Origin of the sequence: Archaeoglobus neptunius (assembly GCF_016757965.1) — an archaeon.
GTDB classification, from domain to species: Archaea; Halobacteriota; Archaeoglobi; order Archaeoglobales; family Archaeoglobaceae; genus Archaeoglobus; species Archaeoglobus neptunius.
In genome coordinates this window covers 67523-86710 of the sequence record NZ_JAEKIW010000007.1, presented here as the reverse complement: position 1 = coordinate 86710, position 19188 = coordinate 67523, and the positions used below count along the sequence as shown (strand labels likewise).

Sequence of the window (19188 nt, the reverse complement as noted above, 5' to 3'; positions counted from 1 at the left end):
CACCTCTCAGTTACTTGAACAGTAATTTTGAAACTTCACTCATTTTCTGCTCGTAGATCTGGCTTACAAGTTCATCGAAGGTCATGTTTATCCTAACATCACCGGTGGCGTCCTCCAGCACTATGCCTCCAATGCACTCGATGTTCCCACCATATTTGACATCGAGCTTCATATCCTTTATGAGTTCCTTAACGATTTCTTCATCCTCCTTTCTCGAATACACCACCATCCCGGCGGACGCATTCTTTTCGAGAAGTGTCTTCAGCAGTTTTTTCCTTGTATCAACATCCATATCTCTGATTTTCTGTCTGAGAAGGTTGAATACATCCTCAAGAATTTCCTTCTGAACGTTAAGCAATTCTCTCTTCATCTCCAGTTTGACGCTGGAAATTTCCTGCTTTCTTAAAGCTTCAGCCTCCTTTTCTGCTTCTTCTCTTGCCTTCTTCAGAATTTCTTCGGCCTCGGCTTTTGCCCGGGCCAGTATTTTCTCCACCTCTTTCTCCGCCTCCTCCCTGATCTTCCTGACCTCCTCTTCACCCTTCTGCTGGATTTCCTGCAATACTCTATCCAGTGGCATTTGCTTCACCTATTCAGAACGCGAACATCAGTATGAACGCAATGACCAGTCCGAAGATGACTATGGTCTCAGGTATAACTGTAAACAGAATACCGAGACCAAAGAAGCCTCTGTCTTCCGCTGTAGCTCCTACGGCAGCTGCACCTATACCGCTTTCACCAAGTCCTGCACCTATACCGGCAAGTCCAACTGCCAGTCCAGCTCCAACTGCAATCAAACCCTTAGCCAGTGCATCTTCCACCATTCATTCTCACCTCCAGGGAAAAAGTTGCCCAAATTTCAGCCCTCCCATTAATATTAAAATGAGGATGGTTACTCCGAGAACCATCCTCGCCGTAGAGACCAGCCAGTAATATTTCACGAACCTCTCTACGTTTTTCTCCGTCAGCACTTTCCTTTCCAGGAATCTCCTAACCAGCTCTTCGCCCGGCATGCCTTCAGAACGCGAACATCAGTATGAACGCAATGACCAGTCCGAAGATGACTATGGTCTCAGGTATAACTGTAAACAGAATACCGAGACCAAAGAAGCCTCTGTCTTCCGCTGTAGCTCCTACGGCAGCTGCACCTATACCGCTTTCACCAAGTCCTGCACCTATACCGGCAAGTCCAACTGCCAGTCCAGCTCCAACTGCAATCAAACCCTTAGCCAGTGCATCTTCCACCATTCATTCTCACCTCCCATTACACCTACTCCTCAATAAACCTCTTAATCCTACCAAAAGGCTCATAGAGCCTGCCTCCACCTTCAAAGAACTTCGTGAAGAACTCTACGTAGTGCAAACGTAATGACTGTAAGCCTGGATCGAGAATGCCGAGTACCAGGTTGCCAATGTGTCCCACCACGAGAATCAACACCCCCACTACCGGTATACTGATACCCGCAGGATCGATCAGCTTCATTCCTATGAAGTTGATGACGAACGCTATGTACACTGAAGACAGTCCAATAGCCAGAAGTCTGGCATAGCTCATTATCTGCCCGAACCACGTAAGCAGCTCAACTGCAAGAATGACGCCCATTGCACCCATCTTTGGCACTTCACCCATGACGAAAAGGACGAACCAGATGACCAGCAGCGGCAGTGATGCCACATAGAACATGTTCACTCCGGACTGCCATCCCTCCATAAGTCCCGGAAGTGGCAGCGGTGGAACGTCACCGGGGTTTGGTCCAAGCCCAAGCTGGTAGAAAACGCCAACATTGTAGGAAAAGCCGAAGATTATCATCGCCAAACCCAGAACGCCGATAATCCATGATAGCTTTTCGAGAATTGCCTCTTTTAACCCGTGCTCAACATAAACGTTGTAGAATCCGAGAGCGAATCCAAAGAGGATCTTGGCGATACCCAGAACGATCGTGGCAAACAGCAGAACCTTAACCCCCATCTCCTCAACCCTGTCGAATATCGGATGGCCCCCGTGGAACCCGTAGAAATGCTCAAGCTGCAACCCGATGAAGTGGATCTGGTAAGGTTCGTACTCTCCTGGGACTATGAAAGGACCGAAACACTCGCCGTAAATTATTCCGAAGATTATTGACATCACACCAGCGTAGACACCGATGTTGAGCATCCTCTGCCATCCTTCTGTCCTGAAAACCCTTTTGAGATAGAGAGAAATGGCCGTGACAAGAAGTCCATAGCCTATATCACCGAGCATCATACCGAAGAATATCGGGAAGAAGATTGCTATGAAAACGGTAGGATCGATTTCCTTGTACTTGGGTATTCCAAACGTGGTGGTCAGCAATTCGAAGTTTCTCACTCCGACAGGATTGCTGAGTTTCGTTGGTGGCTCTCCTTCCTCATCAAGAACCTCAACCGCCACCCCATTTGAATCCATTTTTGCCTTGAACTCGTTCAGGGCCTTTGCGGGTACGTATCCAACAAGAACGAATGAGTATTTTGAAACCAGAGTTCTCAACGGCAGTTCGTACTTGTCCATCTCTGAAGTCAGGAACTCCTCAATAGCAAGCAGGGTTTCTGCCTCTTTCACCTTGATTTCCTCTATCTCCTTCTCTATCTGCTCTTTCCTCGCCTTCAGGGACTCTATCTCCTGCTCGATCTCCGAGATCCTTGCATCAAAATCGTCCACATCGGGGACTGGTAGTTCTCTGAATCCCGACTCCTGCAGAACTCTCAGAAACTCATCACCATACTCTGCTTTAACAAAAACCGCTACGACGAGTTCCTTTTCATACTCCGCAGTGAAGATTTCGAAGTCACTGGTAATCTCGGACAGTTTGCTTGCTGGATTCTCCTTAACGAACCCAACAAACGTTCTGAGTGTTTTGTAGCCCTTTAACAGCTTTGCAGGGATTCCAAGCTGCTTCAAAGGCTCGATATGACTGAGCTGCTCGTCAAGCACTGCGACTTTCTCATCGACACTTCTGAGGTATTCAAGTTTCTCTCCAATAAGCTTCTGGTACTCGTCAAGTTTATCCTTCAACTGCGCTTCGATTTCCGATGCTCTGTATTTCCTCTTCGGGATGATCTTTGATGGATCCAGCTTCAGATGGGAGATGAAGCTCCTCATTTGAACAAGAGCTCTTGAAACAGCAGAAGCATTTTCAAACGGCTCACCGATTCTAAAGTATTCCGATTCTTCAGGTTCTTCGATGTGTATCAGATTGAGCCTGTGGAGAAGGTCTGCAGTCTCCCCCAGCTTCTCCCTGGGGCCCACTACAGAAACCCTAACCATCTTTTCCGGCTTAAGCATGTTCCACCATCCCTACAAATTCACTATAGAGAAACTCCACAGCCTTCATAACGTTGTCTTTTCCTTTTCTGGCGAACTCTTCGATCTCCTTGGATTCCCTTTTCCTGATTTCCTCTTTTTCTGATTCTATTTGCCTTTTTGCAGAATTGATGATTTCTTCTTTAATCTTCGCAGCCTCAGACTCGGCACTTTCGATTATCTCCCTCGCCTTCATCTTTGCCTCGAGAATTTTGTTTTTCTTTTCCTCCTCTGCAGCCCTGATGCTTTCTTCAACTTTAATCTCTGTTTGCTTAATCTTTTCAAGAATTTCTGTCTTATCCATGGTAACCACCTTGATTAAACTCTTCACTTTAAAGACAATCGAAAGCCTAACCAAACCGTATTTAAGTTTTGTTATTTTTACACAGGCTGAATTTGTAATTAAAAACGAATATTAATTATTTCACAGCCCAAGCAACCGAAAATGGAATATAATGGTCGGGATAAAAACCAACATGAAGGTTCTTGTTGTTGATGCTGGCGGCAGAGGTAACGCAATTGCTCACGCTTTTTCAAAAAGTGATAGAGTAAAAGAAATTTATGTTGCGCCCGGCAACGGGGGTAGCGAATTTTTCGAAAAGTGCAGGTTGGCCGAGTTTAACGGAGCTAAAATTCCATCCATTAGAGCAGTGGATACTATTGTAAAGTTCGCTAAAATGATGGACATTGATCTCGCCTACATCGGGCCTGAGGAGCCTCTGAGCCTGGGAATAGTTGACAGGCTCGAAGAGGAGGGAATTCCCGCAATAGGACCTAAAAAGGAAGCTACGATTCTTGAATCGAGCAAATGCTGGGCTAAGGATTTCCTGAGAAAAATCGGAGTTCCAATACCAAGATACGCCAACTTTGACGATCCGGAGGAAGCGAAAGAGTACATAAAAGAAAACTTTCAGGATGGTATTGTAGTAAAGGCCGATGGACTGGCAGCCGGTAAAGGTGTTTACGTCTGTGAATCCGTTGATGAAGCGTTCAGAGCTGTTGACGAGATAATGGTTCAGAAAAAGTTCGGTGATGCGGGAAACAGAGTGGTGGTTGAGGAAAGATTGAAGGGTATTGAAGTCGCCTTTACAGCCCTGAGTGATGGAAAAACTGTCAAGCCGTTCGGACATGCCAAGGATTACAAACGTGCGTTTGATAAAGACGATCTGGAAGGGCTGAGAGATTTCTACATAGGACTGACAAGGAAGTTCTACACAAAGGCACAGATAGAGCAGCTTTTCAGAGAGGGCAAGCTCATAAATCCAAATACCGGTGGAATGGGTGCGGTAAGCCCACACCCCGATGTGGGTCCGGAGATTGAGAAAAAAATACTTGACATGGTAGCTGAGCCGATTGTCAGGAAGTTCAGGGAACTTGAGGGAATCGAATTCAAGGGGGTTCTCTATCCGGTCATCATGCTCGTGGAAGAAGGCGGAGAACTGGTCCCAAAAGTGCTTGAAATAAACGTGAGAGACTGCGATCCCGGAACTGAGGCCAAAATGCCGAGACTCGAAAGCGACATCGCAGAAATTTCAATGGCAATAATAGAAGGTGAGCTCGAAAATACGGACATCAAATTCAGCAGTGATTATTGCGTTGCGGTTTGTGCAGTAAGCGGTGCTTTGAAGGGTAGAGAGGGATTGAAGCCTGGCTATCCTGCGGATCACTACACGAGTCAGCCAATAAGCGGCATTGAGGTAGCCATGAAGGAAGCCACGATCTATGCAAATGGAATAGCGAAAAACGATGGCGGATACGTTACCACAGGAGGAAGAGTTCTCACCGTGGTTGGCAAAGGGGAAAGCATCGAGACAGCAAGGGGAAGGGCTTACTCCGCCCTCAGCAGGATCAGCTTTCCGGGCATGAGATACCGGAAAACGATCGGTCTGGATGTCGAGGAGTGATCAAACGACACGCTGGATGTCTTCCAGTGACCCAAGATATACAACCTCATCCTCAACGGCGTAAACCTCAATTTTCCCTGCTTTATTCAGCACTGGAGATAGAAACGTGTTCTGTAAAACGTCACTTCCACCCATAAGCGGAGAAAAGGCCGGCAAAACTATATTTAAATCGTCGACAACCAGGTAGCAGGGGTAAGAATACACCCCTCCCCTCACCCTGACCTTTATCGCTGGATGTTCATGCCCCATTATAATCCTATCAAACTCCACATCCCTGTGCCCGTGCACTACATAATAGTCCCCAATTCTGACGTACTCTTTCAGCTCTATTCCATATTCTGCGAGGATTGCAGCAAGATAGTTGTCGTGATTTCCCCTCACCACCTCCAGTTCAACATCAACCGACTCTACAAACTCCCTTACGTCCTCCCATTCGTATGGAAGATTTCTGCTGAATTCGTGCTTTAAATCACCAGCCACGACTATTCTGTCTACCCCGTACCTGTCCACAATATTCCTGACATTCGCAATAATCTCTCTGACCTGCATTCTGGGAATCGCCACGCCCTTCTCCTGCATTACATTTTCAAATCCGAGGTGCAGATCAGCTATAACCGCAGCATTATCCAGAATCACCGCCTTTTCTGGTGTGAGGATGACACGGTGGAGTGCAACACTACCCATTACAATTTTTTGAAACGCAAAAGTTTAAAATCTATTTGAACACGTAAGTCAACACTTTGCAGTGAGGAATAGGGATGACCCATCTGCTGATAAGCGGACCACCAGGGACTGGAAAGTGCAAGTTGCTTGAAGAAGTTTCTTCAGATTTCGAACAGGTAGTATGGGTCACAACCCTCTCAAGTGCAGAATTCGTGAGGAAAAAGCTTGGCAGGGATGATGTCTGGATTATCGACACCTTCACATGGGGAAAAAAAAGGGGCAGCTCCGAGAGGGACGTGGTTGTTTTCAATCCTCTCAACCTGAATGAGGTGAGTCTTGCAATCAACAGAGTGCTGGATACGGTCGGAGAGGGGTACGTGCTGATTATGAATTCCATTTCGGGTCTTCTTATATATCACAGCTATCAGAGGCTTTTGCAGCTTCTGAGGGCAACTCTTGTTAGGGTTGAAGCGGACAAATCGCACAGCATGTTTTCCCTGGTAAAACATGCCCATGAGAAAAGTGTTGAGGTGTCCATATCCATGTTCTTCCCGAACATCATTGAAACCCATGAGGACACAATTCGGGTGATAAAGTCCAGCATCCCACTCGAGAAGAACGAATTTGAAAAGGGGCTGGCAAAAGATATTATTAAAAGTATGTTAATTGAAAGTTTATGAGCGACGTGTTTTACGTAAATCCCAGAGCAGAAGTTTCCGACCCTAGCAAATGGTACCAGCCTGAGCTGAGTCTTATTAGAAAACTTGAGAGGTTGATTGACGAAAGTGGAATTCTCGACATCATCTCGAAGGGGGATATCGTTGCCGTAAAAACACACTTCGGGGACAGGGGAACCACAAGAACTCTGAGAAGCGTTTTTGTAAGGACGGTGGTGAACAAGGTTAGAGAGGCCGGTGGAAGACCGTTTGTTACAGAAACCACAGGTCTGGGACTGACCAGATTGAGGAGTACCGCATACGGCAGACTGACAGTTGCAGAGGAAAATGGATACACCCAGCAGACCCTGAATGCTCCGATTATAATAGCGGACGGTCTTCTCGGCTTCGACTTTGTTGAGGTGCCAGTAAAGGGCAGACATCTCAGCAGCGTTAAGGTGGCGAAAGGTATTGCGGAGTGTGATGCCGTAATCTGCTGCACACACTTCAAACTGCACATGCAGGCAGGAGTGGGTGGAAGCTTGAAAAACGTCGGGGTCGGATGTGTTGCCAAGCCTTCAAAATTTGATATACATCTCTCCAGATACCCAGAAATTGATCGGGAAAAGTGCACAGAATGTGACAGGTGTGTAACAATTTGCCCATCAAACGCAATTGAAAACTACAGGGTGATAACAGAGAAATGTGTCAAGTGCCTCGGGTGTTCGGAAGTTTGCAAGGATGGGGCTGTAAAAACTTCCTGGGTTTTCGGCAGGGAGGTTTCGGAAAGAGTCGTGGAGTGTGCCAGAGGCGTGCTGGATGTTAACGATAACTTCGCATATCTCAACTTCCTTGTGGATGTTACTCCCCACTGTGACTGTCACCCATACAGTGACATCCCGCTTGTTCCGGACCTCGGAATATTGGCCTCCAGAGACATTCTCTCAATTGACAAGGCAAGTATTGACATGTATCTTGCAGCACAGATTTGCGGTGATGCTTTAATAAAGGACGGGCGGTTCTGGGAATGGACTGACATTGAGGCCATGCTCAATTATGCCGCAGAGCTTGAACTGGGTAGTCTGGATTACGAGATAAAGGACGTAAGCTAATCCATAACCTCGATAACATCCAGTTTTTCCACTTTTCCCTTTACACCCAGAATCGACGACAGACTAGGCTCCGTCCTCCCATCATCCCCACTCACAAGTTCCTTGATGTACAGACCCGCTTCTGCCTCGATTTCCACGACTGCAATTTTTCCCGAATGAAAGAGCAGTTCGGTTTCAAACACTCGCCTGATTCTCAGCCTGTCTGCCCTTCTGTGCAGAACTCTTTTTGGCGTTCTCTGCCTTATTTCTCCTCTGAGCTGTTCAAGAGCCTTTAAAAGCTCCTTCCTCTCAACCTCTGTCTCAAAGATAATCTTGGCCCTGTACCTTTTTCTGTGCCTCTCCATTTTAACTTCCCTTACCCTCGCTGAGTCAGCATATTCCAGATCAAAAACCCTGACCTTCCCACCTGCATAGGTGTTTATAACCCTCTCCAGTTCATCAAGAGGAACATATCTTCTTTTTGGGCCCAGAATTTCCAGCACGAATGGTCTGCCGCTTCCGAGCATTCTGGCGTCAACATCTTCCCTCCCCGCACCATGCAGCTTTGCATCCATCGCCAGGAACATTCCAACAGCCGGTACTGATATCAGCTCCTCAACTGACGTACCGTACTTTCTTCCGGTGAAGTTGCATTTCTCGCAGCCTTTCCCTCTGCAGTAGCCACAGACCCATCTTGTCTGGGAAATGTTCCTCACCCTTTTAATGTATCTTCCGTAGATGTAAACCGGTCTTACCTCTATTTCAAAATCAAAGGTTTCGAGGTCAAAGATCACGGTCACATCTGGATTCACCGACCTTATTTTTCCTGTTTTTGAAGATATGGCCCTGGAAAGCTCTGCATTGAATTTTCCCTTGATATCGTAATCAATTCCCTTTAAAGACAGGAGTTCCTGCAGGGCCCTTAAACTTCCCCACACTCTGCTACCAGTGTTGAAGGTTTCAAACTCGTACTCTGAAAGCCTCGATGATATCATGCTGGCAAACTCCTCCACTCTGCTGAAGGCATTGCAGCAGGCCTCACATTCGCCCTCAGCCAGTTCACCCTTTCCAATCAGAGAGAGGCACTGTTTGCAAACTCGCACAGATTAGGTGGAGAAAATGAATTTAAAATAGCTGCGCAATTCAGGGACATGAAAGAGGTTATCCTGAAACTTTACGATCTCGCAAATATCAAGGACTGGAAACCGTGGGAGCTTCAGACTGAGCTGAAAAAAATCTACGAGGACACAATAGCTGTCGGGGATGATCTGTCGTTCACAGTTAAGCTGAAAAAAGACTTGAAGCCGGTTGGGCTGGAAGATTTTGGAGGGAAAAAGTGCAAAATGCACCCGTTCAGAACTGCCTGGAGATTTGACAGCGGATTCATAGCTTTTGAGGGAAAGTTTTTAAGAATAAGTAGGAAAATAGATAAAAATCTTCTCTCAGATATTCTGGAACTTATCCTGCCTGAGGACTGAGGATGCTCTGAAGTTTCTTCTGGGTTTCGGCAAAGCGTTCCCTTAATTTCTCCTCCTGCCTTTGAAGGGTCTTTATCCGTATTTCGTAGGTCTCCTTTTTCTCCGTCAGCTCCTTTATCACATCATCCTTCTTCTCCTTCACCAGCACATTGCCCACTGCCTTGTAAACCGGGGAGTCATCTTCAACCTTCTGCAGCTCCTCAAGCGCCTGCTCAGTATCCCTGAGCATTGCCTCTACCTGTGCCCTCTGTGTGATTACTGCCTGAAGCTGCTGCTGAAGCTGCTGAAGCTGGGCCACCAGGTTCTGAACCTGCGGGGGAAGCTCACTCATTTCTCAACACCTCGTTTACCTCAACACCCATTTTGATTAACCTCAACCACGAATTTATCGCTGCTCTCAAATCCGAAACATCATCAGCTTCGATCTCTAATACCAGCCTCTCGCCGGATTGATAAAGCTTTGCCCTGCTAATCGAACTTTTAATTTCCGGTTCTATGCAGATACCCAGATCAACGTCAATACCATCAAATGTTATCTCAGCTCTCGCCATCCAATCTGAAAGCAACCGGGAGTTTAATAAATGTTGTACTCAATCCCAGAACCTCCTCGTTCTCACGTAGTTTCTCTCCGCCTCGATAAGAGCCTTGAAGAAATCATCTTCGGAAAGGTAATACCTCGAGAGCAACCGAGAGGCAGTTTCAGCCCCTATTCCATAGGTAGAAAGGGCATAAACCGCCCTCTTTCCATATCCCATGACCAGATTTGCCAGTTTGAAAAGCTCTTCCTTTTTGAAGTCACCAACATCCCTCCTTGAATTGAAAACGGCTATCATTCTTGATCCGCATCTTATGCATGTAAACTTACTGAAGTTCTCGACCTTTTCCGAGTAACTCGCCTTGCAGTTCAGGCAGTATACCTTGCATACCTCATTTTCAAGCCTCCTTCTGAAGGCCCTGAGTATCGCCTCGGGAGATCTGACCGAGAGTATGTCCAGATTTTTCCCCCTTGAAACCATGCTTATCGGGCTCATCTCTTCATAAGTTGATATCTCAATCCTTCCATCCCCAATACCTCTGAAAATCTCTCTTGACCTCTCGATATCCATCTTCTCAACAAAAATTTCTCTCAACGCTTCCCTGTAAACTGGAGTGTCTTTTAACTTAACCACCAGGCTCCTGAGATTGATTCTGCTTAGTTCATCCCCTCTATCTATCAGTCCAAACTTTCTGGCAGCGTTCACAACCTTCCACTGCATGAGCTTTGTGTCAAAAACTGAGCGCTCTGCCAGAAACTCGACGCTTTCTGGCTCGATAGATCTCAAAAGGTCTGAAACGTCTTCAGGTCTCGCGGGAGATAGTTTTATCCTGTATGGATCTATCTCAACCGCAACATTGCCTCCTCTTCTGGCTGTGAGGAGGAGGGCCAGTATTTTTCCAACTGTCTCGTTCACCTTGTGTCCGAAACATGCGTTGACCACCACAATTCCACCTGATCCGTCCACCACAATACGGCTGTCATCTGGAATCAGAAACCCACCTTCGATCTGTTTTGCAAGCACTTCAACAACGGCTTCGGCCCCTTCCTTGCCAACGTACTCTTTTAGAGTCTCAATTGCAGCTTTCTCACCCCTGGATCTCACAATACCGCCAATCCACTTCCTGATTTTTCCAACATCCTGAGCCACCTCAAAGGGTACAGGGATTTCCTCTCCAGCCCAGGAAGGTATCTCACCCTCAACCGAGACGGGCTCGACTTTAACAACATCATCAACACTCAGAACCCTCCACAGCTCGCCTTTCATTGCGAATATCTCACCGCTGAAGGTGGAGAGAAAGCTTTCATCTAGAGACCCTATTGTCCTCCCACTTGTGATGTCAACAACCCTGTATCTCCTCTCATCAGGAATCATGGATATGTTGTCGTAAAAATATCTCCTTGTATTTCTTCTGGCCCCAATTTCGCCCTCATCATAGAAGATCTTTCCAATATCTCTCAGATATTCACAGACAAGCTCGAATTCCTCAAAACTAAGAGTTCTGTAAGGATGTGCTCTTCTCACAATCCTGTAGGCATCTTTCGCTGCAATCCTGCCATACTCTAAAGCCATGGCACATATCTGATTTGCGAGAACGTCAAGACTTCCGAAGTGAATATCCGCATCCTCAAGCAGTCCCTCCTCCGCCCTTCTCACGATGGCCATCGATTCCAGAATATCATCGAAACTGCTTGCAACAATGTAACCGCGGGATGATCTTCCAAGACCGTGTCCGCTTCTCCCGACTCTCTGCACCAATCTCACAGCCTGTCTCGGACTGCCATATTGAACCACAACTTCCACATGGCCGATATCTATCCCCAGCTCCATCGAAGATGTGCAGATGAGAGCTTCGAGCTCACCGCTTGCAAATTTCTCCTCTGCCTCAACCCTGGCCTCCCTCGAAAGGCTGCCATGGTGCACTTCACATTTCAAAAGCCTCTTGAGCTTCACACCCAGTGCCTCTGCCGTCTGACGTGTGTTTACAAAAATTAGGGCAGGCCCATATTTTTTAACAACATCGGCAATGAATCTCAATTCTCCTCCTATATCCCCATCAACACCAAGCTCCCTTCCCGTCCTGTCATCAGGCCTGGGCTTTACAACCCTCACATCATACTCCTTCTCCACTTTCCATTCCACGATTTCAGCATCTGTCCCGACAAACCCGGAAACAACCTCAGGTCTGCTGACAGTAGCCGACAGACCAATAGTCTGAAATCTGGACAGCTCCCTGAGCCTTTCAATGGCAATGCTTAACTGCACACCTCTCTCGCTGTCAATCAGTTCATGGATTTCATCAATTATTACAAACTTCACATTTTTCAGGGCTTTCCTCAGCCTTTTTCCGAGGAAAAGGATCTGAAAGGTCTCAGGAGTGGTAATCAGCAGATGGGGCGGGTTTTTCGACTGTCTTAATCTTTCCGAGTCTGGGGTGTCTCCATGCCTGACATCCACGCTAATTCCGACAATCTCTGAAATCTTTCTGATTCTTCTCAGCATGTCCCTGTTCAGAGCTCTCAGAGGTGTGATGTACAGGGCCAGTATTCCCTCTTCATAACCAGTTTCGAGAATCCTGTTAAGAACGGGAATGAGTGCCGCTTCAGTTTTTCCACTCCCGGTGGGTGCGATTATCAGCACGTCCTTCCCGGAGGATATCTTCCTGAATGCCTCTAGCTGAAGATCTGTAAGTTCTTCTATCCCAACAGACCTGACGGCCTCCCTGAGTTTCCTGTTCAGCATCGCAGAAAATAAATGCCTCCCAGGAGAATTAAACCTTACGATAAAGATTTTTATTTGGATGCCGCACGCATGGTATGGTATCAATAGTCGTTCTCGAAACGTGCACGGGGTGTGGAAGATGTGCTGAAGTCTGCCCCTTCAATGTTTACGAAATTGCTGAAGATTACGCCCATGCACTAAGGGCCGAGGACTGCATAGAGTGTTGCGCATGCGTTGACGCCTGTCCGGAAGATGCCATCTTGCTCCGCTCGTGTTTATGATCTATATCCCAAACATGCCAATTACCTTTCATCCATCACCACAATAGGTTTTAATAGTTTTAATGCCTAAGTTATATCATGAAAGAGGTAAAGTTAAAGCTTGATGGGGAGGTCACCCTAGACAAGGCCGAAAAGTATGCAAGAAAAATCGCAGAAAAGTACGGAGAAAATATTCTTCTTTCTCTCTGCAACTTGAAAACAGGCTACAGATCGCCAGAGGTGTACTGCTGCGGAGAGAAGCCCTGGGAAGTTTATGCACGCAGCAGGGGTGCGAACCTGAAGGTCGTGATAAACGAGTTTGAATTCTTTTTCAATGTTGAAAATTTCGAAAATCGAGCGTAAAGTTAATTAAAAAATTTGTCTGACTGCCGCTACGGGTGCAGGAGGTGTTGATTTTGTCCGAGAGAGAAAGAGATACTGAACAGCATCAGAGGCTTTTTAAAGCCTCAACCAATCCCCTAAGAAAGAAGATGGCTGAAGGGATCGGAAGCGGAGGTATAACTGCAGAACAGCTTCGAAAGAAGCTTGACGATGATGTCTCAGACTTTGAGTTTAAATTCAACCTGGAGTATCTTATTGCTGAAGGTTTTGTTGTTGAGAAGGACGGGAAGCTGTATCTAACCGAGGATGGGGTCGATCTTGCCTACAGCGGGTGAGATTCTGGTAATAGGCCGAGTGGGATCCGGAAAGTGACGTCCCTCCCGGAACAAGGGAGGGCCTGCCGGATGGCTGGGTCGAGCTTTCAAAGACCAGTTCGGGAAGATAGAAGAGTGATTTATTCGAGGTAGTATTTTGCATGTCTGTCCGGAACTGAGGCTGCTGGATCCCTATCCCTGCTGAGGTAAAGCCCGCAGTAGCATCTGCCATATTCTCTGACATCATCGTCAGCGTAAACACAGGGGCAGATTATCATCCTGTCAATTTCTTTTTTACCTGTTACAAGCCTGCAGGGACAGATGGCCATCCCATATCTTTTTCTGTTTTCAATCAGACCTCTAGCAAAGTCCGCAACAAGCTCCCTGTCCGGGTTTACTCGCCATCCCTTTTTTTCAGCAACTCTCTCAAAAATTCTCAAATAGTCCTCAACGTCCAAGAGATCACCCTTCTATCAGCTCTTTAAGCTTCTCTTCATTGTATCCGAGAACGTGCTTCTCCCCTTTTACCACCACTGGTACGGAATAACTGCCTGAGATTCTATGTACCTCTTCAATTACCTTCTTCCTCTCCTCACCCTCCAGCTTATCGAGCCAGATGACTTCAAAATCAACTCCAGACCTCTTCAGAAACTCGAGAGTTCTTTTACAGTGAGGACACGTTGTCAGACCGTACATGAGAATTTCGGCCATAAGAGTACTTCAATGCCAAATATTTAAATTTTCCATTCCAAACTTGTTACCGTGGTAATGGGCTTGGAAAGATATGAGGCAATAAACAGAGGAGAGGCCGTGGCTAAATTCCAGATAGCAAAGAGAATAGAAGCCGAATGGGCTGAAAATCTCGAAGATATGCTGCAGATTCATAAAAAACTGAAGCAGGAGTTTAAAAAACTTCTGGATTCGGACGTCTCAATCCTGAATGAAGATCCTCCCGGGTACTCTTTCCTCCACCTGAAAAAAGATATACTGTACAGAATGCTTGAAGAATGCAATTTCTGCGAGAGAAGATGCGGTATCAACAGGTTTGAAAAAAAAGGTTTCTGCAAATGCGGAGTAACCAGCTACTACAGCAGCGAATTTCTGCATGTAGGCGAGGAACCGGAACTCATCCCATCCCACACCATCTTTTTCAACCGATGCACGTTTGCCTGTGTGTTTTGCCAGAATTACGACATAGTGTATGATGACGACTACATAGTCTATCCGAGGGAACTGGCATTAGCTATTGATGTTCGCTACAAACACGGTAGCAGAAACGTAAATTTTGTAGGTGGGAACCCCGACCAGCACGCCCATACCATAGCAGAAATTCTCCTGCATGTTAGCTCAAACATTCCAGTAGTCTGGAATTCAAACATGTATCACAGCACAGAGCTTGCAGAAATAATCGAGGACTTCGTTGACGTGTGGCTGGGAGATTTCAAGTACGGTAACAGCAGATGCGCCTTGAAATACTCAAGAGTTTCCAGATACTGGGAGATCGTTACAAGGAATTTCCTGAGAGCTAGGGAGAATGGGGAGCTGCTCATAAGACACCTCGTTATGCCCAGTCACATTGAGTGCTGCACTGAACCGATCGTGAGCTGGGTTGCAGAAAATCTGGGACAGCATACCAGATTCAACCTGATGTTTCAGTACTATCCGACTTTTAAAGCGTGGGATTATCCTGAGATTGCCAGAAGGCTGAGCGCTGAGGAAATGGAAAAAGCCAGCAGAATTGCCGAAAATCGTCTCAAAAATCTGGTATGATGAGAGAACTAATTGATCTGCTCGATAAGATTGAAAGGCGGTCAATGCAGAAGGTTCTGAAAAAGGAGATATTTAAAGCAGAGGTCCTTGCGAGAATGGGAGAGGTTGCAGTAATTCTATCTTCCGGATATATAAAACCCGGAAGTGCCGTTGCTGAGGTTGGAGAGGATATCACGCCATTTGGATTCGTTGTCGATGCCAGAAGGTATGGCAGAAAGTACTTACTTGCCGTGAAAGAGTTTGAGGAATTCGAAGGAGAGAGCATTGCAGAGGCTGAGAATGTGCTGAGCATAATGCTCAGAAAAGAGGCTGCTGAGAATGCTGAAGAAATTCTTAACTTCAAATACTGGAAGGGAACATTTAAAGACGTTGATGCTCCGGACTGGTTAGATAGGTGGCAGAAAGAGTGTTTTATGGCAACCTGTTCACTCGATGATGGTGAGATTCTGCTTGTTATCGGTCCTCCGGGTAGTGGAAAGACAACGTTCATAGCGGAGGCAGCAAAAAAGCTTTCAGAAGAAGAAAGAGTATGGGTAACATCCAACACAAACATTGCCGTTGATAATGTTCTCGAAAAGCTAGACAGAGCCATAAGGATCGGTCATCCATCCAAGATTACAGAGGGAGTGAAGAGGCACAGCATCGAGTACTCACTGCTATCAAGAATAAGGTTTTCAGACTACCGGGAGTATGCAGCGAAAGTAGCAGAGGCATACAGAGAGATCTCCAGAATTCAAAACGATGTCCTGAAAAAAGGAAAAATCGTTGTGGGTTCAACAATTCTCAAGGGAATTATGAGTGCGGTGAAGAACTATGACTACGATACCGTTATAATTGACGAGGCGAGCAATACATGCATCTCAACCGCACTTCTTGCACTGGAAAGAGCCGAAAAAGTAGTGGTTGTGGGCGACCCCTACCAGCTCCCTCCTGTCTACGAAATAGGAGGTTACAGAGCAGCGAAGTTCAGCGCCTATACATACCTGAAGGGAATTTACAGCAGGACTCTGTGGCTGAGAAAACACTACAGGTGCAACGCTAAGATTGCCGGATTTGCTGCAAGGTATGTTTACGGATTTCTGGAGATCGATGACAGATGCAGGGAGATAGAGATAAAGGAATGCAGAACGACCATACCAGAGATAGGAGACCCAAAGAGGCCCGTGATATTCGCCGACTGCAACGGCACGGAAAAAAGAATGGGTAAGTCAAAAATAAACGAAAGCGAGGCTGAATACGTCTGCATGATCTGTGAAGAGCTTGCTGAATGCGTTGGAGAGGACAATATAGGCGTTATCTCGCCATACGTTAAGCAAGTTGAACTGATAAAAAACCTGATGAACGAATTCGGGCTTGATATTGAGGTGAGCACCGTTCACAGCTACCAGGGCAGGGAGAAGGACGTGGTGATCTACTCCATCACCTCAACCAAAAACCCGTATTTCGCCTCGGAGAAGAGAATGTTTAACGTCGCATTAACGAGGGCAAGAAAGAAGTTTATAGCTGTTGGAAGCTCGAAAGCTCTTGCAGGAAAAAATTTTCTCCTATCCAGGTTTTTAAGTTACGCAAAAAAAGAGGGTGGATACGTTAGCTTGGATGAGATCGGTTGAGGTTCAGTCAGCCGGAGCTTCCTTCCCAACTTTCTCACAGATTTAACCAATTATATCATTAAAAAAGACATAAACATCCGGATTAATCCGAAAAATTTAAACCTATATGATAACGACAGCTTAGTGAGGTGACCATTTATGGAAGCGCAGCTTACAAGAAAAATCAGAGTAATAGTTGCTAAACCCGGTCTTGATGGCCATGACAGGGGGGCAAAGGTTGTCGCCAGAGCCCTGAGAGATGCAGGATTTGAGGTAATTTATACGGGTATCAGGAGGACGCCGGAAGAGATTGCTGAGACGGTCCTGCAGGAGGATGCCGATGTGCTGGGCCTCAGCATTCTGAGCGGTGCCCACCTCGAGCTGACACCCATGGTCATGGAGGAACTGAGAAAGAGGGGTCTTGAGCCAAACAGAGACGTTATTGTCATCTTGGGGGGGATCGTCCCGGAAGAGGACGTGGAAAAGCTGCATGAAATTGGGGTTGCGAAGGTTTTTGGCCCCGGAACACCTCTTGAAGAAATTATTGAGTTTATTGAGAGGGAAGTGCCAAAACTTAAGAGGTGATACGCTTGATAAGGAAAATAGATCATATTGGGATAGCTGTTAGAAGTCTGGACGATGCCGCAAAAACATACGAATCGCTCGGGTTCAGGGTTGAGGAAACGGAGGAGGTTGCCGAACAAAAAGTCAGGGTCGCAATGCTTCCTGTCGGAGAAAGCAGGATTGAGCTTCTTGAGGCCACATCTGAGGACAGTGCAATAGCAAAATTCATCTCAAGCAGAGGAGAGGGGATACACCACATTGCCGTAAATGTCGAGAACATAGAGGAGGCACTGAAAAAGGCCAGGGATGCGGGACTTAAGCTTATTGATGAGAAGCCCAGAATCGGAGCTGGCGGGAAGAGGGTGGCTTTTATCCACCCGAAAAGCACTCATGGTGTTTTGCTTGAGTTCGTAGAGGGATGAAGATGAGAAAGGATCTCATTGAGGAGGTCTACCGCAGGAAGGAAAAGATCAGACAGATGGGCGGAAAGGAAAGAATAAAGAGGCAGCACGAGCAGGGAAAGCTGACAGCGAGAGAAAGGATTGAGCTGCTGCTCGATCCTGGAAGCTTTGTTGAGGTAAATCCCTTCGTCGAAAAAAGAAACACAGATTTTGGTCTGGATAAAATGGATCTCCCCGCTGATGGTGTCGTCACGGGTTACGGTACGGTGGACGGAAGGCCTGTTGCTGTATTCGCCCAGGACTTTACGGTAATGGGTGGCAGCCTGGGAGAGATGCACGGCTTCAAAATAGCCTACATCCTCGATTTTGCAATGAAAATGGGAATACCTGTTGTAGGCCTTAATGACAGTGGAGGGGCAAGAATTCAGGAAGGTGTGGACGCTCTGAAAGGTTACGGGGACATCTTCTATCGAAACACCCTTGCAAGTGGTGTTATCCCTCAGATAAGTGTGATAATGGGTCCATGCGCCGGAGGAGCTGTTTACAGTCCAGCAATCGGCGATTTCATTGTGATGACAAAAAATCCAAACTGCTACATGTTCATAACCGGGCCGCAGGTCATAAAGACCGTCACGGGAGAGGATGTTTCGGCCTTCGATCTGGGAGGATGGCAGGCCCATGCGATGAAGAGCGGAAACTGCCATCTTGTGGCTGAAGATGACAGGGATGCGATGACTCTTGTGAGGAAACTGCTGAGCTACCTGCCCCTGAACAACATGGAGGATCCACCTGTCGTTAAAACGGGAGACGACCCGGCAAGACCAACCCCAGAAATTTACGAGATCATTCCCGATGACCCTCAGAAACCATACGACGTAAGAGATGTGATCAGGGCTGTTGTTGATAACGGCGAGTTTCTGGAGATTCATCCCTACTTCGCCCCCAACGCCACGGTTGGATTCGCCAGGATCGACGGAAAGTCCGTTGGAATCGTTGCGAACAATCCAAGACATTATGCAGGGTGTCTTGATGTTGACAGCAGTGACAAAATCGCAAGATTCGTGAGATTCTGCGATGCGTTTAACATACCGATACTCACATTCGTAGACGTTCCCGGCTATCTGCCCGGAGTACAGCAGGAATACGGGGGAATAATAAGGCATGGTGCCAAAGTCCTCTTCGCCTACAGTGAGGCGACGGTTCCGCTTGTAACGATCATTCTGAGAAAGGCGTATGGCGGTGCATATCTGGCGATGGGGAGCAAACACCTCGGTGCTGATGTCGTGTATGCCTATCCAAGTGCCGAAATAGCCGTTATGGGCCCTGAAGGTGCAGCAGAAATTGTTTTCAGAAAGGAGATAAAGGCATCTGAGGATCCAAAGGCAACGAGAGATGAGAAGGTTAAGGAATACAGGGAGAAGTTCGCAAATCCCTACCGTGCGGCGGCGAGAGGATACATCGACGATGTCATTGACCCGAAGTACACCAGAGCAAAGGTGATATCAGCTCTGAGAATTCTGGAAAGCAAGCGGGAGAAGCTTCCACCCAAGAAGCACGGAAATGTTCCACTGTGAGGTGATAAA

At 46.8% G+C, this 19188-nt stretch carries 25 protein-coding genes; 12 read left to right on the top strand and 13 right to left on the bottom strand.

Annotation, left to right across the window (positions count from 1 at the left end):
* Nucleotides 1-10: 10 nt before the first annotated feature.
* The 6 genes from JFQ59_RS06700 to ahaH are packed head-to-tail and all read right to left on the bottom strand — an operon-like array spanning nt 11 to nt 3620.
* A complete protein-coding gene (locus JFQ59_RS06700) occupies nt 11-577 on the bottom strand; it encodes a V-type ATP synthase subunit E (protein WP_202319643.1) in 567 nt (188 codons plus the stop codon).
* Between the two features lie 13 nt (nt 578-590).
* Complete coding sequence (locus JFQ59_RS06695) at nt 591-821, bottom strand: ATPase (protein ID WP_048064341.1); 231 nt, start codon at nt 819-821, stop codon at nt 591-593.
* A gap of 6 nt (nt 822-827) precedes the next feature.
* The gene (locus tag JFQ59_RS06690) at nt 828-1010 is read right to left on the bottom strand and encodes a hypothetical protein (RefSeq protein ID WP_202319642.1); all 183 of its coding nucleotides are present in this window, start codon (nt 1008-1010) and stop codon (nt 828-830) included.
* A 4-nt stretch (nt 1011-1014) separates the two neighbouring features.
* Complete coding sequence (locus JFQ59_RS06685) at nt 1015-1245, bottom strand: ATPase (protein WP_048064341.1); 231 nt, start codon at nt 1243-1245, stop codon at nt 1015-1017.
* Between the two features lie 22 nt (nt 1246-1267).
* Nucleotides 1268-3298 carry a V-type ATP synthase subunit I gene (locus tag JFQ59_RS06680; protein ID WP_202319641.1) on the bottom strand — a complete coding sequence of 677 codons (2031 nt, stop codon included), beginning with the start codon at nt 3296-3298 and terminating at the stop codon, nt 1268-1270.
* Nucleotides 3291-3620 carry an ATP synthase archaeal subunit H gene (ahaH, locus tag JFQ59_RS06675; protein WP_230972345.1) on the bottom strand — a complete coding sequence of 110 codons (330 nt, stop codon included), beginning with the start codon at nt 3618-3620 and terminating at the stop codon, nt 3291-3293. The genes JFQ59_RS06680 and ahaH overlap by 8 nt, the downstream gene beginning before the upstream one ends.
* Before the next feature lie 172 nt (nt 3621-3792).
* On the opposite strand from ahaH, the gene purD reads away from it, so the two are divergent.
* Nucleotides 3793-5220: a phosphoribosylamine--glycine ligase gene (gene purD, locus JFQ59_RS06670; RefSeq protein ID WP_202319640.1), complete on the top strand. Its 1428-nt coding sequence runs from the start codon at nt 3793-3795 to the stop codon at nt 5218-5220.
* Here purD and JFQ59_RS06665 read toward each other — a convergent pair whose 3' ends face one another.
* The gene (locus tag JFQ59_RS06665) at nt 5221-5904 is read right to left on the bottom strand and encodes a metallophosphoesterase (protein ID WP_202319639.1); all 684 of its coding nucleotides are present in this window, start codon (nt 5902-5904) and stop codon (nt 5221-5223) included.
* A gap of 74 nt (nt 5905-5978) precedes the next feature.
* On the opposite strand from JFQ59_RS06665, the gene JFQ59_RS06660 reads away from it, so the two are divergent.
* Both JFQ59_RS06660 and JFQ59_RS06655 read left to right on the top strand, forming a co-directional pair.
* The gene (locus JFQ59_RS06660) at nt 5979-6563 is read left to right on the top strand and encodes a hypothetical protein (protein ID WP_202319638.1); all 585 of its coding nucleotides are present in this window, start codon (nt 5979-5981) and stop codon (nt 6561-6563) included.
* The gene (locus tag JFQ59_RS06655) at nt 6560-7651 is read left to right on the top strand and encodes a DUF362 domain-containing protein (RefSeq protein ID WP_202319637.1); all 1092 of its coding nucleotides are present in this window, start codon (nt 6560-6562) and stop codon (nt 7649-7651) included. Before JFQ59_RS06660 ends, JFQ59_RS06655 begins: the two co-directional genes overlap by 4 nt.
* Here the strand turns inward: JFQ59_RS06655 and JFQ59_RS06650 are convergent.
* On the bottom strand, nt 7648-8733 hold the full coding sequence (locus tag JFQ59_RS06650) for a tRNA pseudouridine(54/55) synthase Pus10 (RefSeq protein WP_202319636.1): 1086 nt from the start codon (nt 8731-8733) through the stop codon (nt 7648-7650). The two genes, JFQ59_RS06655 and JFQ59_RS06650, sit on opposite strands and share 4 nt — an antisense overlap.
* 48 nt (nt 8734-8781) lie before the next feature.
* Between JFQ59_RS06650 and JFQ59_RS06645 the strand changes: the two genes are divergently transcribed.
* Complete coding sequence (locus tag JFQ59_RS06645; RefSeq protein WP_202319635.1) at nt 8782-9108, top strand: hypothetical protein; 327 nt, start codon at nt 8782-8784, stop codon at nt 9106-9108.
* Here JFQ59_RS06645 and JFQ59_RS06640 read toward each other — a convergent pair.
* The 3 genes from JFQ59_RS06640 to JFQ59_RS06630 are packed head-to-tail and all read right to left on the bottom strand — an operon-like array spanning nt 9089 to nt 12386.
* Entirely contained in the window at nt 9089-9439 is a 351-nt protein-coding gene (locus tag JFQ59_RS06640; protein WP_202319634.1) for a prefoldin subunit beta, read from the bottom strand. The genes JFQ59_RS06645 and JFQ59_RS06640 overlap by 20 nt on opposite strands.
* Nucleotides 9432-9659 carry a KEOPS complex subunit Pcc1 gene (locus tag JFQ59_RS06635; protein WP_202319633.1) on the bottom strand — a complete coding sequence of 76 codons (228 nt, stop codon included), beginning with the start codon at nt 9657-9659 and terminating at the stop codon, nt 9432-9434. The genes JFQ59_RS06640 and JFQ59_RS06635 overlap by 8 nt, the downstream gene beginning before the upstream one ends.
* Nucleotides 9660-9698: 39 nt before the next feature.
* Nucleotides 9699-12386 (bottom strand): DEAD/DEAH box helicase, encoded by a 2688-nt coding sequence (locus tag JFQ59_RS06630; RefSeq protein WP_202319632.1) that lies wholly within the window; start codon nt 12384-12386, stop codon nt 9699-9701.
* Nucleotides 12387-12460: 74 nt separating this feature from the next.
* Between JFQ59_RS06630 and JFQ59_RS06625 the strand changes: the two genes are divergently transcribed.
* The 3 genes from JFQ59_RS06625 to JFQ59_RS06615 all read left to right on the top strand — a co-directional run bounded on the left by JFQ59_RS06625 (nt 12461) and on the right by JFQ59_RS06615 (nt 13302).
* Nucleotides 12461-12646, top strand: a complete 186-nt coding sequence (locus tag JFQ59_RS06625) for a 4Fe-4S binding protein (protein ID WP_202319631.1) — start codon at nt 12461-12463, stop codon at nt 12644-12646.
* Between the two features lie 78 nt (nt 12647-12724).
* Nucleotides 12725-12988 (top strand): AF1514 family protein, encoded by a 264-nt coding sequence (locus JFQ59_RS06620; protein WP_230972344.1) that lies wholly within the window; start codon nt 12725-12727, stop codon nt 12986-12988.
* A 44-nt stretch (nt 12989-13032) separates the two neighbouring features.
* Entirely contained in the window at nt 13033-13302 is a 270-nt protein-coding gene (locus JFQ59_RS06615) for a hypothetical protein (RefSeq protein ID WP_330999859.1), read from the top strand.
* 119 nt (nt 13303-13421) lie between these two features.
* Here the strand turns inward: JFQ59_RS06615 and JFQ59_RS06610 are convergent, their stop codons facing one another.
* Nucleotides 13422-13739 (bottom strand): ferredoxin-thioredoxin reductase catalytic domain-containing protein, encoded by a 318-nt coding sequence (locus JFQ59_RS06610; protein ID WP_202319629.1) that lies wholly within the window; start codon nt 13737-13739, stop codon nt 13422-13424.
* A gap of 4 nt (nt 13740-13743) precedes the next feature.
* Nucleotides 13744-13992 carry a glutaredoxin family protein gene (locus tag JFQ59_RS06605; protein ID WP_202319628.1) on the bottom strand — a complete coding sequence of 83 codons (249 nt, stop codon included), beginning with the start codon at nt 13990-13992 and terminating at the stop codon, nt 13744-13746.
* 57 nt (nt 13993-14049) lie between these two features.
* Between JFQ59_RS06605 and JFQ59_RS06600 the strand changes: the two genes are divergently transcribed.
* From JFQ59_RS06600 to mmdA, 5 genes are all read left to right on the top strand, one after another.
* On the top strand, nt 14050-15051 hold the full coding sequence (locus JFQ59_RS06600) for a radical SAM protein (RefSeq protein ID WP_202319707.1): 1002 nt from the start codon (nt 14050-14052) through the stop codon (nt 15049-15051).
* Nucleotides 15048-16661, top strand: coding sequence for a DEAD/DEAH box helicase (locus tag JFQ59_RS06595; protein WP_202319627.1), 1614 nt, complete (start codon nt 15048-15050; stop codon nt 16659-16661). Before JFQ59_RS06600 ends, JFQ59_RS06595 begins: the two co-directional genes overlap by 4 nt.
* A 138-nt stretch (nt 16662-16799) precedes the next feature.
* Nucleotides 16800-17225 (top strand): cobalamin B12-binding domain-containing protein, encoded by a 426-nt coding sequence (locus JFQ59_RS06590; protein ID WP_202319626.1) that lies wholly within the window; start codon nt 16800-16802, stop codon nt 17223-17225.
* A 5-nt stretch (nt 17226-17230) separates the two neighbouring features.
* The gene (mce, locus tag JFQ59_RS06585; protein WP_202319625.1) at nt 17231-17626 is read left to right on the top strand and encodes a methylmalonyl-CoA epimerase; all 396 of its coding nucleotides are present in this window, start codon (nt 17231-17233) and stop codon (nt 17624-17626) included.
* A gap of 2 nt (nt 17627-17628) precedes the next feature.
* Nucleotides 17629-19179 carry a methylmalonyl-CoA decarboxylase subunit alpha gene (mmdA, locus tag JFQ59_RS06580; RefSeq protein ID WP_202319624.1) on the top strand — a complete coding sequence of 517 codons (1551 nt, stop codon included), beginning with the start codon at nt 17629-17631 and terminating at the stop codon, nt 19177-19179.
* Nucleotides 19180-19188 lie beyond the last annotated feature (9 nt).

Bases quoted from the DNA above. Each gene is read 5' to 3' on its own strand.
- JFQ59_RS06700 (WP_202319643.1), bottom strand. From the start codon at position 577: ATGCCACTGGATAGAGTATTGCAGGAAATCCAGCAGAAGGGTGAAGAG.
- JFQ59_RS06695 (WP_048064341.1), bottom strand. From the start codon at position 821: ATGGTGGAAGATGCACTGGCTAAGGGTTTGATTGCAGTTGGAGCTGGA.
- JFQ59_RS06690 (WP_202319642.1), bottom strand. From the start codon at position 1,010: ATGCCGGGCGAAGAGCTGGTTAGGAGATTCCTGGAAAGGAAAGTGCTG.
- JFQ59_RS06685 (WP_048064341.1), bottom strand. From the start codon at position 1,245: ATGGTGGAAGATGCACTGGCTAAGGGTTTGATTGCAGTTGGAGCTGGA.
- JFQ59_RS06680 (WP_202319641.1), bottom strand. From the start codon at position 3,298: ATGCTTAAGCCGGAAAAGATGGTTAGGGTTTCTGTAGTGGGCCCCAGG.
- ahaH (WP_230972345.1), bottom strand. From the start codon at position 3,620: ATGGATAAGACAGAAATTCTTGAAAAGATTAAGCAAACAGAGATTAAA.
- purD (WP_202319640.1), top strand. From the start codon at position 3,793: ATGAAGGTTCTTGTTGTTGATGCTGGCGGCAGAGGTAACGCAATTGCT.
- JFQ59_RS06665 (WP_202319639.1), bottom strand. From the start codon at position 5,904: ATGGGTAGTGTTGCACTCCACCGTGTCATCCTCACACCAGAAAAGGCG.
- JFQ59_RS06660 (WP_202319638.1), top strand. From the start codon at position 5,979: ATGACCCATCTGCTGATAAGCGGACCACCAGGGACTGGAAAGTGCAAG.
- JFQ59_RS06655 (WP_202319637.1), top strand. From the start codon at position 6,560: ATGAGCGACGTGTTTTACGTAAATCCCAGAGCAGAAGTTTCCGACCCT.
- JFQ59_RS06645 (WP_202319635.1), top strand. From the start codon at position 8,782: ATGAAAGAGGTTATCCTGAAACTTTACGATCTCGCAAATATCAAGGAC.
- JFQ59_RS06640 (WP_202319634.1), bottom strand. From the start codon at position 9,439: ATGAGTGAGCTTCCCCCGCAGGTTCAGAACCTGGTGGCCCAGCTTCAG.
- JFQ59_RS06635 (WP_202319633.1), bottom strand. From the start codon at position 9,659: ATGGCGAGAGCTGAGATAACATTTGATGGTATTGACGTTGATCTGGGT.
- JFQ59_RS06630 (WP_202319632.1), bottom strand. From the start codon at position 12,386: ATGCTGAACAGGAAACTCAGGGAGGCCGTCAGGTCTGTTGGGATAGAA.
- JFQ59_RS06625 (WP_202319631.1), top strand. From the start codon at position 12,461: ATGGTATCAATAGTCGTTCTCGAAACGTGCACGGGGTGTGGAAGATGT.
- JFQ59_RS06620 (WP_230972344.1), top strand. From the start codon at position 12,725: ATGAAAGAGGTAAAGTTAAAGCTTGATGGGGAGGTCACCCTAGACAAG.
- JFQ59_RS06605 (WP_202319628.1), bottom strand. From the start codon at position 13,992: ATGGCCGAAATTCTCATGTACGGTCTGACAACGTGTCCTCACTGTAAA.
- JFQ59_RS06600 (WP_202319707.1), top strand. From the start codon at position 14,050: ATGGGCTTGGAAAGATATGAGGCAATAAACAGAGGAGAGGCCGTGGCT.
- JFQ59_RS06595 (WP_202319627.1), top strand. From the start codon at position 15,048: ATGATGAGAGAACTAATTGATCTGCTCGATAAGATTGAAAGGCGGTCA.
- JFQ59_RS06590 (WP_202319626.1), top strand. From the start codon at position 16,800: ATGGAAGCGCAGCTTACAAGAAAAATCAGAGTAATAGTTGCTAAACCC.
- mmdA (WP_202319624.1), top strand. From the start codon at position 17,629: ATGAGAAAGGATCTCATTGAGGAGGTCTACCGCAGGAAGGAAAAGATC.